Source organism: Bradyrhizobium sp. STM 3561 (assembly GCF_045571455.1).
Lineage (GTDB): Bacteria > Pseudomonadota > Alphaproteobacteria > Rhizobiales > Xanthobacteraceae > Bradyrhizobium > Bradyrhizobium vignae.
Genome location: NZ_CP120695.1, coordinates 7742154 through 7756967 on the forward strand (window position 1 = coordinate 7742154; position 14814 = coordinate 7756967).

At 65.7% G+C, this 14814-nt stretch carries 14 protein-coding genes and 1 pseudogene; 14 read left to right on the top strand and 1 reads right to left on the bottom strand.

Translation table 11 applies throughout. The features are described 5' to 3' along the window. Nucleotides 1–6: 6 nt before the first annotated feature. The 5 genes and pseudogenes from P6U28_RS36675 to P6U28_RS36695 all read left to right on the top strand — a co-directional run bounded on the left by P6U28_RS36675 (nucleotide 7) and on the right by P6U28_RS36695 (nucleotide 5335). Nucleotides 7–822: an ABC transporter substrate-binding protein gene (locus P6U28_RS36675; RefSeq protein WP_164937016.1), complete on the top strand. Its 816-nt coding sequence runs from the start codon at nucleotides 7–9 to the stop codon at nucleotides 820–822. After that, nucleotides 809–1693 (top strand): polysaccharide deacetylase, encoded by an 885-nt coding sequence (locus tag P6U28_RS36680; RefSeq protein ID WP_122405667.1) that lies wholly within the window; start codon nucleotides 809–811, stop codon nucleotides 1691–1693. The genes P6U28_RS36675 and P6U28_RS36680 overlap by 14 nt, the downstream gene beginning before the upstream one ends. Nucleotides 1694–1701: 8 nt before the next feature. After that, nucleotides 1702–2358: an aspartate/glutamate racemase family protein gene (locus P6U28_RS36685; RefSeq protein WP_407120746.1), complete on the top strand. Its 657-nt coding sequence runs from the start codon at nucleotides 1702–1704 to the stop codon at nucleotides 2356–2358. 23 nt (nucleotides 2359–2381) lie between these two features. After that, nucleotides 2382–3965, top strand: a pseudogene (locus P6U28_RS36690) (ABC transporter substrate-binding protein). Continuing rightward, nucleotides 3962–5335, top strand: coding sequence for an amidohydrolase family protein (locus P6U28_RS36695; RefSeq protein ID WP_407120748.1), 1374 nt, complete (start codon nucleotides 3962–3964; stop codon nucleotides 5333–5335). The pseudogene P6U28_RS36690 and the gene P6U28_RS36695 overlap by 4 nt, the downstream one beginning before the upstream one ends. Here P6U28_RS36695 and P6U28_RS36700 read toward each other — a convergent pair. Beyond that, nucleotides 5325–6248 carry a LysR substrate-binding domain-containing protein gene (locus tag P6U28_RS36700; RefSeq protein WP_129144398.1) on the bottom strand — a complete coding sequence of 308 codons (924 nt, stop codon included), beginning with the start codon at nucleotides 6246–6248 and terminating at the stop codon, nucleotides 5325–5327. The genes P6U28_RS36695 and P6U28_RS36700 overlap by 11 nt on opposite strands. Before the next feature lie 272 nt (nucleotides 6249–6520). Here P6U28_RS36700 and P6U28_RS36705 point away from each other — a divergent pair, with 272 nt between their 5' ends. The 9 genes from P6U28_RS36705 to P6U28_RS36745 are packed head-to-tail and all read left to right on the top strand — an operon-like array spanning nucleotide 6521 to nucleotide 14665. Further along, on the top strand, nucleotides 6521–7555 hold the full coding sequence (locus P6U28_RS36705) for an ABC transporter substrate-binding protein (RefSeq protein WP_129144397.1): 1035 nt from the start codon (nucleotides 6521–6523) through the stop codon (nucleotides 7553–7555). 28 nt (nucleotides 7556–7583) lie between these two features. After that, entirely contained in the window at nucleotides 7584–8624 is a 1041-nt protein-coding gene (locus P6U28_RS36710; RefSeq protein WP_122405661.1) for an ABC transporter ATP-binding protein, read from the top strand. After that, nucleotides 8621–9496, top strand: a complete 876-nt coding sequence (locus P6U28_RS36715; protein WP_122405660.1) for an ABC transporter permease — start codon at nucleotides 8621–8623, stop codon at nucleotides 9494–9496. Before P6U28_RS36710 ends, P6U28_RS36715 begins: the two co-directional genes overlap by 4 nt. Further along, nucleotides 9493–10299 (top strand): ABC transporter permease, encoded by an 807-nt coding sequence (locus P6U28_RS36720; protein WP_122405659.1) that lies wholly within the window; start codon nucleotides 9493–9495, stop codon nucleotides 10297–10299. The genes P6U28_RS36715 and P6U28_RS36720 overlap by 4 nt, the downstream gene beginning before the upstream one ends. A gap of 8 nt (nucleotides 10300–10307) precedes the next feature. Continuing rightward, nucleotides 10308–11444, top strand: a complete 1137-nt coding sequence (locus P6U28_RS36725) for an NAD(P)/FAD-dependent oxidoreductase (RefSeq protein ID WP_407120751.1) — start codon at nucleotides 10308–10310, stop codon at nucleotides 11442–11444. A 28-nt stretch (nucleotides 11445–11472) separates the two neighbouring features. After that, on the top strand, nucleotides 11473–11769 hold the full coding sequence (locus P6U28_RS36730; RefSeq protein ID WP_122405657.1) for a (2Fe-2S)-binding protein: 297 nt from the start codon (nucleotides 11473–11475) through the stop codon (nucleotides 11767–11769). Beyond that, nucleotides 11766–13184: an NAD(P)/FAD-dependent oxidoreductase gene (locus tag P6U28_RS36735; protein WP_407120752.1), complete on the top strand. Its 1419-nt coding sequence runs from the start codon at nucleotides 11766–11768 to the stop codon at nucleotides 13182–13184. The genes P6U28_RS36730 and P6U28_RS36735 overlap by 4 nt, the downstream gene beginning before the upstream one ends. Then, entirely contained in the window at nucleotides 13181–14302 is a 1122-nt protein-coding gene (locus tag P6U28_RS36740) for an NAD(P)/FAD-dependent oxidoreductase (protein WP_407120753.1), read from the top strand. Before P6U28_RS36735 ends, P6U28_RS36740 begins: the two co-directional genes overlap by 4 nt. A gap of 15 nt (nucleotides 14303–14317) precedes the next feature. Then, a complete protein-coding gene (locus P6U28_RS36745) occupies nucleotides 14318–14665 on the top strand; it encodes a RidA family protein (protein WP_122405654.1) in 348 nt (115 codons plus the stop codon). Nucleotides 14666–14814 lie beyond the last annotated feature (149 nt).

Below are 14814 nucleotides of genomic sequence, written 5' to 3' on the forward strand. Positions count from 1 at the left end.
GTGGTGATGAAGAGACTTTTGCTTGCGGCGGCATTCCTGGGCGCCATGAGTGCATCGGTGATGGCGATCGAGTTGCCGCCCGACATCGTCAAGCGCGGCAGCCTCAAGGTGGCGCTGGTGCCGAACTATCCGCCGATGGAGTTCCGCGATCCCGCCACCAACGCGCTGTCCGGATTCGATATCGATCTCGGCGAGGCGATCGGCCGCAAGCTCGGCGTCAAGATCGAGTGGACCGAGACCAGCTTTGCCGAATTCATGCCGTCGATTTCGACGGGACGGGTGGATGCCATCCTGTCGGGTTTCACCGACTATGCCAGCCGGCACGAGATCGCGTCCTTCGTCGATTATTTGCGCAGCGGTCCAAAATTCTTCGTGCAGCAGTCCCGTGCGTCCGAGTTCAAGGACATGGCTGCGCTCTGCGGCAAGAAGGTCGGCGCCAGCCGCCGGACCATGTTTCCCGCTGAGATCGACAAGTGGAGCCAGAAGAACTGCGGCAGCAATCCGGTCCAGTTCGTCGGCACCGACGGCTCGGCCGATGCGCGTAACCAGCTCAGGCAGGGCCGTATCGACGCCGCCGTGCAGGGCAACGAGACGCTGCCCTATCTGATGGACCTCGAGCCGGGCACCTATGCGCCGGTCGGCGATCCCTTCGCGACGCAGTTCACGGGCATCGCGCTGCCGGTCAAGGAAAAGGCCCTTCAGCAGGCCATGCTCGAAGCCGTCGATGCGCTGATCGCGGACGGCACCTATAAGACCCTGCTGACGAAGTGGAAACTGAGCGACAACGCAATAGAGAAGGCGACCATCAATGCTGGACAGTAAGGCACTCGAGAGCATCCCGCTCGTTCCGGCCAACACCGCGGATCCCGCGCCAAACTATCCATGGCCGAAGCCGTACACATCCGCGATGTTCCTGTCGTTCGACGTCGACGCCGAGAGCGCCTGGACCAGCAAGGACGCAGGTCACGCGCAGCGGCTCATCACCATGAGCTATGGGGGCTATGAGGCGCGCGTCGGCACGCCGAAGCTGCTGGAGCTGCTCGACCAGCTCGATCTCAAGGCGACCTTCTTCGTCACGGGTTGGTCGGTCGATGCGCATCCGGCGATGGCCGAATCGATTCTGAAGGCCGGCCACGAGATCGGCCATCACGGCTACCACCATCTGCTGCCCGATCCCGGTGATCCCTGGATCGAGGAAGAGCTGGAGCGCGGCTTCGAGGCGCTGAAGCGCCGGCTCGGCGTCAAACCGACCGGCTATCGCGCCCCTTACGGCGAGTTCACCGAGGAGCTGCGCGTCGCGCTGGTGCGCCACGGCATCGTCTACACCTCATCGTTCCGCGATGACGTGCGGCCCTATCGCCATCGTCTTGCCGACGGCAAGCCCGGCACGATCGAGCTGCCGGTCACCGCGAGCTATGACGACTGGATGCATGGCCTCTCGGCACGCTTCAGTCCGCGCTCGATCTTCCCGAAAGAGCATGTGCTCTCAATGTGGAAGGACGAGCTCGACGAGGTCCGCGACTGGGGCGCGATGGTGACGACGGTGCTGCACCCGCAATGCAGCGGCCGTCCGATGCGGCTGCGGCTGCTGCGCGAGTTCCTGACTTACGTGAAGTCGTGCCCGGATGTCTGGATCACCACCGGCGAGAAGATCGCGGAGAACTTCCTACGCCACGAAGCCGGCAGCCGCTGAGCAGTGCCATGACCCGCCGCCGCATCCTCGTCATCAACCCCAACTCCTCGGCGTCCGTGACGGCGGCGATCGACGATGCAGTGGCGCCGCTGCGGATCGCCGGCGGGCCCGACATCGAAGTGATCGGACTTGCCGAGGGTCCGCCGGGCATCAGCTCGCAGCGCCATGCCGACAGCGTCGTCATGCCGCTGGTGAACCGCGTGGCGCGCCACGATGCGGATGCGTTCGTGCTCGCCTGCTTCAGCGATCCCGGCCTGCATGCGGTGCGTGAGGCGGCCGGCGGACGCCCGGTACTCGGCATTGCCGAATGCGGCATCTTTCGTGCTCTGATGCTGGGCGAACGCTTCGGCGTGATCGCACTGTCGCCGTCGAGCATCCGCCGCCAGCAGCGCATGGTGCGGGTGATGGGCGTCGATCGTCGCTATGCCGGAAGCTGGTCCGTCGGCGCGAGCGCAGCGGAGACGGCAGGCGCCGACATCCGCGGGCGGCTGATCGAAGCCGGCCGCGCGCTGGTCACCCAATGTCGCGCCGATGTTGTGGTGATGGGCTGCGCCGGCATGGCCTCGCATCGCGCGGCGATTGCGGATGCGATCGGCGTGCCCGTGGTCGAGCCGGCGCAGCAGGCGGTCGCGGCCGCGATCGGGGCGGTCTTGTTGAACACGTAAGATCCGGTCAGGAGCCCTTTGTGATGCCTATCTCTCGCCGTTCGCTCCTCAAGGCCGCCGTAGCCATGCCGGCGCTGTCGCTGCCGGGCATCGTCCGCGCCGAATCTCAATCCACGCTGCGCTTCATCCCGGTGATCGATCTCGCCTTCGTGGATCCCATCTACTCGACCGCGCAGGTGTCGCGTAACCACGGCTTCATGGTCTATGACACGCTCTATGGCATGAGCTCATCGCTCCAGGTTTCGCCGCAGATGCTGTCGGGCCATGTCGTCTCCGGCGACCAACTTCAGTGGGATCTCACCTTGCGCGACGGCCTGTTCTGGCATGACGGCGAGCGCGTGCTCGCGCGCGACTGCGTCGCCAGCATCCGCCGCTGGGCGGCGCGCGATGGCTTTGGCGGCGAGCTGATGGAGGCAACCAATGAGCTGTCGGCCGCCGACGACCGCACCATCCGCTTCCGTCTGAAGCGTCCATTCCCGCTGTTGCCGCAGGCGCTCGGCAAGGCCGCGATCAATGCCTGCTTCATGATGCCGGAACGGCTGGCGAGCCAGGATCCGTTCAAGCCGCTCACCGAGGTCATCGGCAGCGGCCCGTTCCGCTATCTCGCCGACGAGCGCGTGCAGGGCGCGCGCAACGCTTATGCCAAGTTCGAGCGCTACCAGCCGCGCACCGACGGCAAGCCGGATTGGACCGCCGGTCCGAAGATCGTGCATTACGATCGCGTGGTCTGGACCACTACGCCCGACGCCGGCACCGGCGTCGCCGCACTCCAGACCGGCGAGCAGGACTGGTAGGAGACCACGCCGCATGATCTCTTGCCGGTGATCAGGGCCGCCGGCGACATCGAGACCCGCATTCTCGATCCCCGTGGCTACGCCTGCATGCTGCGCCTCAATCATCTGCAGCCGCCGTTCGACAATCCCGCCATTCGCCGCGCGCTGCTGGGTGCGATCGACCAGTCCGCCTTCATGACCGCTGTCGCCGGCACCGATCCGGCGTTCCAGGTCTCGCCGATCGGCTATTTCGCCCCCGGCACACCGATGGCGAGCGATGTCGGCCTCGACGTGTTCCGCGGCCCGCGCAACTACGAAAAGGTCAAGGCCGACCTCAAGGCCGCCGGCTATAACGGGGAGAAGATCGTGCTGCTCGTCCCCACCAACTCGCTGGCGCAAAAGCCGCTCGGCGAGATCGCGGTGGACAGCTTGCGCAAGGCCGGCATGAACGTCGAATATGCCGGGCTCGATTTTGCCGTCGTGCTGCAGCGCCAGCTGAAGAAGGACCCGATCGGACAGGGCGGCTGGAGCGCAGCGGTCGGCAACTGGCAGGGCATCGACTGGCTCAACCCGGCCGGCAACACCAACATCCGTGGCGAAGGCAAGGTCGCCGGCTGGTATGCGAGCACGAAGATGGGCGCGTTGCGCAGCCAGTGGCTGGCGGCCTCCGAGCTCGCCGAGCAGCAGCGCATCTGCCGCGAGATTCAGGCGGTCGCGTTCGAGGAAATCCCCTATATTCCGATCGGCCTGTACAAGCAGCCGACCGCCTATCGCAAGGCCATCACCGGCATTCTCGACGGCACCGCCGTGTTCTGGAACGTACGCCCTGCATGAGCACCACAGCAATCTTCGGCAGCTATGTGTTGTCGCGCAAAGACGGCGCGCAGGATGTCTTGCGCGACCATTGGGTCCTGGTCGAAGGCAAGACAATCGCCGCGGTCACGCGCGACAAACCGCGCGCGGACCAGGTCTATGACCGCCCCGGCCGCTTCGTGCTGCCGGGCCTGCTGAATCTGCACAATCACTGCTTCTCGGAAGCCGTGGCGCGCAGCCACACCGAGGACGGCAACGGCCGCAAGAACAACCAGAGCATCGTCTATACGGTGCTGCTGCCGCTGACCAAGCGCGGCGCCGATATCTTGTCGGCGGAAGAGCGCATGGCGGTGGCCCGGCTCGGCATCCTCCAGCTGCTCAAGGGCGGCGCCACCACGGTGATGGAGCCGTTCCGCAATTCGATCCCCGAGATGTTCGACGCGGCCGAGGAGATGGGCATCCGCTTCTACGGGGCGCCCTATCTGTTCTCGACCTCGGATGCCAAGGCCGGCGCTGATGGCGTGGTCCGTTATTCCGGCGACGACGGCGCCGCCGACATGGCGACGTGGGATGCGCTCTACCAGCGCTGGAACAATCGCGGCGACGGCCGCATTGGCCTCGCCATGAGCCCGCATGCGACCGACACCTGCGGCCCCGATCTCCTGAAGGCCTGCGCGGCGCGGGCGCGCGAGCTCGGTGTACCCATCACGACGCACATGGCGCAGAGCCGCGCCGAGGTCGAGACCATCGGCAAGCGTTACTGCGGCCGCACGCCGGCGCAATATCTGGACTGGCTCGGCCTGCTGGCGCCCGACCTCATGGCCGCGCACTGCATGTTCAGCAGCGACGACGATCTCAAGCTGATGGCCGCGCGCGGCATGACCGTGCTGAACTGCCCGCGCGTGTTTGCGCGCGCCGGCATCACCGCCGCCTTCAGCCGCTTCGCCGAGCACGGCGTACGCACCGTGGTAGGCACCGACGGCTACAACATGGATCTGCTCGGCGAGCTCAATGCGGCCTCGCTGATCTCCAAGATCACCTCGGCGCGTCCTGACGTCGCGAACTCACCCGAGTTGATCGAGGCGAACACGGCGGTGGCCGCCGACGTCATCAAGCGGCCGGACCTCGGCCGCATCGAGCCGGGCGCGACCGCCGATCTTACCGTGGTCGATCTCACCCATCCGCATCTTCAGCCGCTGTTCGATCCGCGCCGCGCGCTGATCGCGCTCGCCAACCGTGCCAATATCGATCACGTCATGGTCGATGGCCGCGTGCTGGTCGACGAGGGATGCTATCTCGGCGCCGACGAGGCGGCGATCATTGCGGCGGGCACCGCCGCAATCGGCAAGATCTGGGATTTGCCGGAGGCGCAGGCGGCGTTCAACGGCTGACCACTGTCTCGCCCTGGTCCTCGAACTCCATCAACGCCTTGCGCATGGTCTCGACCAGATCCAGCGCGACCGGCGACGGGCTGCGCTGCGCCGGAAAGACCGCCGAGAATTCGAAGTCGATGCGCGGCAGGAAGCGGCGCACGACGACGCCGCGCGTTGCAAACTCCTGCGCGGTGAAGGGATCGCAGATCGAGACCCCGAGCCCTGACGAGACCATGCCGCACATGATCTCCGACAGCGTGGTCTCGACCCTGAGCACGCGGCGGACGTCGTGGCGGTGGAAGACCTGATCGACGAGATGCCGGCTCGACGATCCCGCCGACAGCGAGATGAAGGTCTCGCCCTCGAAATCGCGCGGCTCCAGCACCGCTTTCTCGGCCAGGCGATGACCGGTCGGCAGCACCGCGACGCGCGCCAATGCCGGCAGCCGCTGGCTCGGCAGGCCGGAATGTGCGATCGGCACTTCGGCAAAGCCGATGTCGCATTGGTTGTTCAGCACCCAATCGACCACGATCGGCGAGATCACGCCGAAGAAGGCGAGGTTGAGGTTGGGCCGCTCCATCAGGAAGTGCCCGGCAAGGCGTGGCAAGTAGCCGTTTGCCAGCGCCGGCAGCGCGGCTATGCGCAGCGAGCCGGTGCGGCGGCCGCGGATTTCCTCGGCTGCCGCCGTGATGCGCTCGAGGCCGACGAAGGAGCGCTCGACCTCGGTATAGAGCGCCATCGCCGCGGCAGTCGGCACCAGGCCGGTGCCGCGCCGCTCGAACAGCTCCATCTTGAGCAGTGCCTGGAGGTCGCGCAGCAGCCGGCTCACCGCCGGCTGGGTCACCACCATCAGCTTCGCCGCCTCGGTGACACTGCCGGTCAGCATCGTCGCCCGGAAGGCCTCGACCTGCCGCGAATTGATCCGCGCCATCCCATCCCTTCATAATATTTCGGCATGCAAAGGGTGCCATTATTCATTGGACGATGGAAGTATAGGTTGCGATCTTTTTCATCAGGACTGGAGACAGCCCGCTTTTTCGGCAGATTGGAGGGGTTCAAACCTCCAGATCGCGCCAAGACCCGCCGAATGGGGGCCGGAGCCCTGATCGGAAACGGATTGGTGCGGAAGGAAATGCGGCAGGCGCTTCAGCCAGCGAGATTCGTCGGCACGTCACCTCATTCCGGTATTGGAGATCGGTCCAAATGAAGACTCTTCGCCTTCTGACAGCGGTCAGCATCGCGGCGCTCATTGCCGCCCCGTCGGTCGCCTCGGCCCAGCAGAAAACGCTCTATGTCGCCGGCTATGGCGGCTCGTTCGAGAAGACCATCCGCGACGAGGTGATCCCGGCCTTCGAGAAGGAGAACGGCGTCAAGGTCGAATACGTCGCCGGCAATTCCACGGACACGCTGGCCAAGCTCCAGGCGCAGAAGGGCAACCAGCAGATCGACGTCGCCATCGTCGACGACGGCCCGATGTACCAGGCGATCCAGCTCGGCTTCTGCGGCAAGCTCGACGGCCTGCCCGCCGATCTCTACGACACCGCGCGCTTCAAGGACGATCGCGCGGTCGCGATCGGGATCGTCGCCACCGGCCTGATGTACAACACCAAGGTGTTCAAGGAAAAAGGCTGGGCGCCGCCGACCTCGTGGAACGACCTAAAGGACACGAAATACGCAAAACAGCTCGTGATCCCGCCGATCAACAACACCTACGGTCTCGAAGCCCTGGTGATGCTGTCGAAGATGAACGGCGGCGGCGAGACCAACGTCGATTCCGGCTTCAAGATCTTCAAGGAGCAGATCAATCCGAACGTGCTCGCCTATGAGCCGTCACCCGGCAAGATGACCGAGCTGTTCCAGTCCGGCCAGGCCGTGATCGCGGTGTGGGGCACCGGCCGCGTCCAGAGCTTTGCCAATACCGGCTTCCCCGTCGACTTCGTCTATCCCAAGGAAGGCGCGGCGACTCTGCTGACGACGGCGTGCCCGATCAACAAGCCCAATGCTTCTCCGCTGGCGGCGAGCTTCGTCAAGATGCTGCTTGATCCAAAAATCCAACTCGTGATGCTGAAGGATTACGGCTACGGCCCGGTGCTGAAGTCGCTGGTGATCCCGCCGGAGCTCGGCAAGATGGCGCCGATCGGCGAGCGCGCGGCCAAGCTCTATAATCCGGACTGGACCGTCATCAACGAGAAGCGCGAGGAGTGGACCAAGCGCTGGAATCGCGAGGTCGAGCGCTGATCTGATCGTCGGCAGCGGAGACAGCGTCATGGCCTATCTCGAGCTCGATCGGGTCGCAAAGCAGTTCGGCGCGCAGACTGTGGTCGATGACTTCAGTTTGTCGGTGGGGAAGGGGGAGTTCATCTCCTTCCTCGGCCCCTCCGGCTGCGGCAAGACCACGACGTTGCAGATGATCGCGGGCTTCCTCGATCCGACACGCGGCGCGATCCGCCTCGAGGGCAAGGACCTGACCGCGGTCCATCCGGCCAAGCGTGGTCTCGGCATCGTGTTCCAGAGCTACGCGCTGTTTCCGCACATGACCGCGGCGGAGAACGTCGCCTTCGGCCTGGAGATGCGCAACGTATCGCGCAATGAGCGGACCGAGCGCGTCCGCGCCGCGCTCGCGATGGTGGGGCTCGCCGGTTACGAGGACCGCCATCCGCGCCGCATGTCGGGTGGCCAGCAGCAGCGCGTGGCGCTGGCGCGGGCGCTGGTGATCAAGCCGAGCGTGCTGCTGCTCGACGAGCCGCTGTCGAATCTCGACGCAAAGCTGCGCGAGGAGATGCAGATCGAGCTGCGCCAGATCCAGCGCACCATCGGCACCACCACGATTCTCGTCACCCACGACCAGAACGAGGCGATGTCGCTGTCGGACCGCATCGTGGTGATGAGCCAGGGCAAGATCGAGCAGATCGGCACGCCGCAGGAAACCTATGAGAAGCCGGCCTCGGCCTTTGTCTCGCAATTCCTCGGCAAGACCAACGATTTTGCCGCGATGATCGATCGGACTGCCGCGGCCGCGAAGCTGGTGGCGGGCTCCTGGAGCGCACCGGCGCCGGCTGGCCTCAACGGTGCTGTGACCGTCAGCGTTCGCCCCGAGCGTATCGGCTTTGGCGATGCGGGCCTCACCGCAAAGATCGTCACGCGCATCTTCCAGGGCAATCACTGGCTGTTCCAGTGCGAGAGCGAATGCGGCCCAGCCATCGTGATCCGCCAGAATGACGGCCAGGCGCAGCCTGCCGAAGGCGAGGCCGTTCGCCTGTCCTGGCGTCCGGAAGACATGAGCGTGCGTGCGAGGGCGGTCGCATGAGCATGGCCGCCGAGGAACGCAGCGCGCGTGCGCCGTGGGCGCTGACGGCGCCCGCCTTGATGCTGTTCGTCGGCGTGCTGCTGATCCCGCTGGCCATGACGGTAATGCTGTCGTTCCACGATTGGGGCCAGTACAAGGGCATCGAACCGGTCTTCATCCTCAAGAACTGGCACGAGATCGCGACCGATCCCTATTACGCCGAAATGTTCTGGCGGACGTTTCGCATCGCGATCCTGACCACGCTGCTCACTGCATTGCTGGGCGCACCCGAAGCCTACATCCTCAACCGCATGAGTGGTCGCTGGAAGAGCTTCTTCCTGCTGGTCATTCTCGGACCACTGCTGATCTCCGTCGTCGCGCGCACGCTCGGCTGGGCGCTGCTGTTCGGCGGTAACAACGGCCTCGTCAACAAGCTGCTGATGTCGCTTGGCGCGATCCGCTCGCCAATTCCCTTCATGTTCACCGAGACGGGAATGGTCGTCGCGCTCGCCCACGTCATGATGCCGTTCATGGTGCTCTCGGTGTGGGCGGCCCTGCAGCGGCTCGATCCGCAGATCGAGAATGCCGCGATGTCGCTTGGCGCCAGCCCTGCGACCATCATCCGCCGCATCATCATGCCGCAGATCATGCCGGGCGTGCTGTCGGGCGCGATCATCGTGTTCTCGCTCTCGGCCAGCGCCTTTGCGACGCCTGCGATCATCGGCGGCCGCCGGCTCAAGGTCGCTGCGACGCTGGCCTATGACGAGTTCCTCAACACGCTGAACTGGCCGCTGGGGGCGGCGGTCGCGACGCTGCTGCTGGTGGCGCTGGTGCTGATCGTCGTCGGCAGCAACGCGCTGATCGAGCGGCGCTACGCGGAGGTGTTCCGATGAGACGGAATGGCCCGCTGGCGCTGATCTTCCACACCATCTTCGTTATCGTCATGGTGGCGCCGATCCTCGTGGTCTGCCTCGTCGCCTTCACGCCCGAAGGTTTTCTGTCGCTGCCGACCAATGGTTTTTCGCTGCGCTGGTTCAGGACGATCGCGAACTACCCCGAATTCATCCATGCCTTCTGGGTCAGCCTCGGCCTCGGAGCGCTATCGTCCTTGGTCGCGTTGCTGTTCGCAGTGCCTGCCGCGCTCGCGATCGCGCGCTATCGCTTCCGTGGCCGCGATGTGCTCGCAGCTCTCTTCCTGTCGCCGCTGATGATCCCGCATGTCGTACTCGGCATCGCTTTCCTGAGATTCTTTACGTCAGCCGGTCTCGGCGGCAGCTTTGCCGCGCTGATCATCGCGCATGTCATCATCGTGTTTCCATTCGCGCTGCGGCTGACACTGGCGGCGGCCACCGGCATGGATCGCTCGGTCGAAATGGCTGCGGTCTCACTCGGTGCGGGCAGCTGGACGCTGTTCCGCCGCGTCACCTTGCCGTTGATCCTGCCCGGCGTGATCAGCGGCTGGGCGCTCGCCTTCATCCAGTCCTTTGACGATCTCACCATGACCGTCTTCCTCGCAGCGCCCGGCACCGAGACGTTGCCGGTGCGCATGTTCCTTTATATCCAGGACAACATCGATCCGCTGGTGACGTCGGTCTCGGCCTGCGTGATCGCGATCACCATGACCGCCCTCATTCTGCTCGACCGCTTCTACGGGCTCGACCGCGTGCTCGCCGGCAAGGGCGACACGGGACGATAGGAGAACCCATGCGAACGGATTACGACGTCGCCGTCGTCGGCGGCGGACTGCTCGGCTCCGCCATTGCCTGGGGCCTCGGCCGCCTCGGCAAGAGCGTCGCCGTGCTCGACGAAGGCGACATCACCAAGCGTGCTTCGCGCGCGAACTTCGCGCTGGTATGGGTGCAGAGCAAGGGCCTCGGCATGCCCGCCTATACGGTCTGGACCGTGCAGGCCTCGCAGGCATGGGGCCGGCTTGCCTCCGAGCTGAAGCAACAGACCGGCCTCGACGTCTGCCTCCAGCAAAATGGCGGTTTTCATCTCACCCTCGGCGAGGACGAATTCGGCCAGCGCGCCGAGCTCGTCAAGCGCATGCACAACCAGGTCGGCGCTGCCGACTACAAGATGGAGATGTTGCGGCCCTCCGAGATCAAGAAGGCGCTGCCGCTGATCGGGCCCGAGGTCTCCGGCGGCAGCTATTGTCCGCTCGACGGCCACGTCAATTCGCTGCGCACCTTCCGCGCCTTCCACACCGGCTTCAGGGCGTTCGGCATCGATTATTTTCCGGAGCGTCCGGTCTCGGCGATCAGCAAGAGCGGCGGCGAATTCCGCCTGACGACGCCCAAGGGCGAACTGCGTGCCGCCAAGATCGTGCTCGCCGCCGGCAATGCGAACCAGACACTCGCACCGATGGTCGGTCTCTACGCGCCGATGGGGCCGACTCGCGGCCAGATCGTCGTGACCGAGCGCACCATGCCGTTCCTGCCGCATCCGCTGACCACGATCCGCCAGACCGACGAGGGCACGGTGATGATCGGCGACAGCAAGGAGGATGAGCTGGATGATCGCGTGCTGAAGCCTTCGATCAGCGGCGTCATGGCCGATCGCGCCCAGCGCATGTTCCCGCATCTGGCGCGGCTCAACGTGGTCAGGAGCTGGTCCGGCATTCGCGTCATGCCGCAGGACGGCTTTCCGATCTACGACCAGTCGGAGACGCATCCCGGCGCCTTCGTCGCCTGCTGCCATTCCGGCGTGACGCTCGCCTCCAACCACGCCTTCGAGATCGCGCGCATGGTGGCGCAGGGCGCGCTCGAGCCGGAGCTGGTCGGGGCGTTCTCGGCCAGCCGTTTCGGTGGCGCTGGCGCGGCGAACAGCAGCGGTTATTAGAGATATCAAGGAGCCAAGAGGCATCCCCATGTTTAGACGATCCGAACAGGACAAGCGGCCGCAGGTGCAGATCTTCGTCGACGGCGTTGCCGTCGCGGCGCGTCAGGGTGACACCGTCTCCGCCGCGCTGCTGGCCTCGGGCCGCGATGCGCGGCGCTCGACTGCGGTGAGCGGCGCGCCGCGCCTGCCTTATTGCATGATGGGCGTGTGCTTCGACTGTCTCGTCACCATCGATGGCGTCGGCAATCGACAGGGCTGCCTCGTGCCCGTCGCCGAGGGCATGCAGATCGAGATTCAGAAGGGCAAGCGGGAGATCGGAAAATGACTGTGGCTCCCAGGCGCGAAGACTACGACGTCGTGGTGATCGGCGCGGGGCCGGCGGGTCTTGCTGCTGCCGCGACCTCCGCCGAGGCCGGCCTGTCGACGCTGCTGCTCGACGAGAACATCGGCCCCGGCGGCCAGGTGTTCCGCGCCATCTCTTCCACGCCGGTGACCGAGCGCGATCAGCTCGGCGCCGATTATTGGGTCGGTGCCGATCTCGTGCAGACGCTGCGCGCCAGCAATGCGGAAGTGATCCAGCGTGCCACGGTCTGGAGTCTCGACCGCAATCTCGAGATCGCCGTCTCGATCGGCGGCGCCTCCGCCTTCATCAAGGCCAAGCGCGTGATCCTTGCGACCGGCGCGCTGGAGCGGCCGTTCCCGATTCCCGGCTGGACGCTGCCGGGCGTGATGACCGCGGGTGCCGCGCAGACCATGCTGAAGTCCTCGGCGATGGTGCCCGATGGCCGCACCGTGATCGCAGGGCAGGGCCCGCTGCTCTGGCTGCTCGCCGCGCAGATCCTGCGCCTCGGCGGTCGCATCGATCGCATCCTCGACACCACCGAGCGCGGCAACTACTTCGCGGCGCTGCCGCATGCCTTTGCATTCCTGACCTCGCCCTATTTCGCCAAGGGCCTGTCGATGATGCGCGAGGTGAAGGCCAAGGTGCAGGTCGTCTCCGGCCTCACCGAGCTTGCCGCGGCTGGCGACGGCCAGCTCGCGAGCGTCAGCTATGTCGCCGGCGGCAAGCGCGAGACCATTCCTGCGGATCTGTTGCTGCTGCATCAGGGCGTCGTGCCGAACGTCAACCTGGCGATGGCGGCCGGCATCGAGCATCGCTGGGACGACCTTCAATTGTGCTGGTCGCCGGTACTGGATGCGAGTGGCAACTCCTCAGTCGCCGGCATCGCGATCGCCGGTGACGGCGCAGGCATTGGGGGTGCCAATGCAGCCGTGGTGCGCGGTCGTATTGCCGCGCGCGCCGCGGTCGAAGCGTTGGCGCCCGCTTCTGCCGCCAAACTCCCCGCAACGGCGACGCTCCGTGCCGAGCTCGCGAAGGCCGAGCGTGGCCGCTTGTTCCTCGACACGCTGTTCCGTCCCGCGCCGCAGTTCCGCATTCCCTCTGACGACACCATCGTCTGCCGCTGCGAGGAGGTGACGGCAAAGGACGTTCTGGATTCCGTGGCGATCGGCGCGACCGGGCCGAACCAGCTCAAGGCCTATCGCCGCACCGGCATGGGCCCGTGCCAGGGCCGGCTCTGCGGCCTCACCGTCACCGAGCTGATGGCGCAGGCGCGCGGCAAGAGCCCGCAGGAGATCGGCTATTATCGGCTGCGCGCGCCGGTGAAGCCGATCACGCTCGCCGAGCTCGCCGCCGTTCCGAAGAGCGAGGCCGACGTCAAGGCCGTGGTGCGCGGATGAGCAAAAACGTGGATGCAATCGTCATCGGCGGCGGCATCCACGGATGCTCGACCGCGCTGCACCTGTGCCTTGCCGGCTTGAAGCCGGTGCTGATCGAGAAGGACTATGCCGGCCGCCACGCTTCCGGCGTCAATGCCGGCGGCGTCCGCCAGCTTGCACGGCACATCCCTGAGATTCCGCTGTCGATCCGTTCGATGGCGATCTGGGAGAAGATTTCGGAGCTCGTCGACGACGATTGCAGTTTCGAGAGCTACGGCCAGGTGCTGGTTGCCGAGAACGAGGACGAGCTCGCGGTCTGCCGCACCCGCGTCGCCGAGCTCAATGCGCTTGGCTTCACTCATGAAGAGCTGATCGATGCGGCGGAATTGCGCCGGCTGGTGCCCGCGGTGGCCGAGACCTGTCCCGGCGGCGTGATCTCGCGTCGTGACGGCGCGGCCAATCCGGCGCAGACGACGACGGCGTTCCGTCGCAAGGCTGAGCAGTCAGGTGTGACCGTGCGCGAGGGCGTGGCCGCTACCAACATCCGACATCGTGACGGCCTCTGGCACGTCGATGTCGGTTCGGAGAGCTTTGCCGCGCCGGTGCTGGTCAACGCTGCCGGCGCCTGGGCCGGCAAGATCGCGGCTGATCTCGGCGAGCCGGTCCCGGTCGAGACCGTGGCGCCGATGCTGATGATCACCTCGCGCGTGCCCCACTTCATCGACCCCGTCGTGATCCTGCGCGGGCGCAAGCTCTCGTTCAAGCAGTTCAAGAACGGTACGGTGCTGATCGGCGGCGGCCACCTCGCGACGCCGTACCAGGACCGCAACGAGACGGTGCTGGACTGGAAGAGTCTTGCGACCAGCGCGCAGACCGTGTTCGAGCTGTTCCCGGTGATGCGCAGCGCGACCATCGTCCGCGCCTGGGCCGGCATCGAGGCGAAGATGAAGGACGACATCCCCGTGTTCGGGCCGAGCAGCCGCCACAAGGGCCTCTATCACCAGTTCGGCTTCTCGCTGCACGGTTTTCAGCTCGGCCCCGGTGCCGGCGCCGTCATGGCGGAGCTGATCGTGAGCGGCGGCACCCAGACTCGCGTCAGCGATCTCGGCATCGACCGCTTCCATCCTTCCACGCACTAGCAACAAGAGGACATCATGAGCATCACCCGCGGCATCCGCACGCCCATCATGCATCGCGCCGTCGAGGCCAATGGCTTCGTCTTTCTCGGCGGCACCATCGCCGACGACACCTCGGTCTCGATGGGCGACCAGACCCGCAATATCCTCGGCAAGATCGCCGGCTATCTGAAGGAAGCCGGCACCGACAAGAGCCGCGTCGTCAGTGCCTCGATCTTCGTCACCGATCTCTCCAAGAAGAAGGAGATGGACGCAGCCTGGACCGAGTTCTTCGGCGATAATCTGCCGACCCGCGCCACCGTCGGCGTCGCCGATCTCGGCGGCGGCGCGCTGATCGAGGTGGTGGTCACCGCGCTCAAGGGCTGATCGCATCGACCCATGGGACGTCAGCGCTCGCCGCGCTGTCGTCTCCTCAAGCTGCGGCTTGATCCTGCACTTCTGCCGCGCAGTCCTGGAAGATTTTCAAAAGCCCGACGCCTGCACCCAGCGCGTCGGGCTGAAAGATTGACTATCAA

What these genes read in the sequence shown, in the direction of transcription:
- P6U28_RS36675 (WP_164937016.1), top strand. Translation starts at nt 7, where the DNA reads ATGAAGAGACTTTTGCTTGCGGCGGCATTCCTGGGCGCCATGAGTGCA.
- P6U28_RS36680 (WP_122405667.1), top strand. Translation starts at nt 809, where the DNA reads ATGCTGGACAGTAAGGCACTCGAGAGCATCCCGCTCGTTCCGGCCAAC.
- P6U28_RS36685 (WP_407120746.1), top strand. Translation starts at nt 1,702, where the DNA reads ATGACCCGCCGCCGCATCCTCGTCATCAACCCCAACTCCTCGGCGTCC.
- P6U28_RS36695 (WP_407120748.1), top strand. Translation starts at nt 3,962, where the DNA reads ATGAGCACCACAGCAATCTTCGGCAGCTATGTGTTGTCGCGCAAAGAC.
- P6U28_RS36700 (WP_129144398.1), bottom strand. Translation starts at nt 6,248, where the DNA reads ATGGCGCGGATCAATTCGCGGCAGGTCGAGGCCTTCCGGGCGACGATG.
- P6U28_RS36705 (WP_129144397.1), top strand. Translation starts at nt 6,521, where the DNA reads ATGAAGACTCTTCGCCTTCTGACAGCGGTCAGCATCGCGGCGCTCATT.
- P6U28_RS36710 (WP_122405661.1), top strand. Translation starts at nt 7,584, where the DNA reads ATGGCCTATCTCGAGCTCGATCGGGTCGCAAAGCAGTTCGGCGCGCAG.
- P6U28_RS36715 (WP_122405660.1), top strand. Translation starts at nt 8,621, where the DNA reads ATGAGCATGGCCGCCGAGGAACGCAGCGCGCGTGCGCCGTGGGCGCTG.
- P6U28_RS36720 (WP_122405659.1), top strand. Translation starts at nt 9,493, where the DNA reads ATGAGACGGAATGGCCCGCTGGCGCTGATCTTCCACACCATCTTCGTT.
- P6U28_RS36725 (WP_407120751.1), top strand. Translation starts at nt 10,308, where the DNA reads ATGCGAACGGATTACGACGTCGCCGTCGTCGGCGGCGGACTGCTCGGC.
- P6U28_RS36730 (WP_122405657.1), top strand. Translation starts at nt 11,473, where the DNA reads ATGTTTAGACGATCCGAACAGGACAAGCGGCCGCAGGTGCAGATCTTC.
- P6U28_RS36735 (WP_407120752.1), top strand. Translation starts at nt 11,766, where the DNA reads ATGACTGTGGCTCCCAGGCGCGAAGACTACGACGTCGTGGTGATCGGC.
- P6U28_RS36740 (WP_407120753.1), top strand. Translation starts at nt 13,181, where the DNA reads ATGAGCAAAAACGTGGATGCAATCGTCATCGGCGGCGGCATCCACGGA.
- P6U28_RS36745 (WP_122405654.1), top strand. Translation starts at nt 14,318, where the DNA reads ATGAGCATCACCCGCGGCATCCGCACGCCCATCATGCATCGCGCCGTC.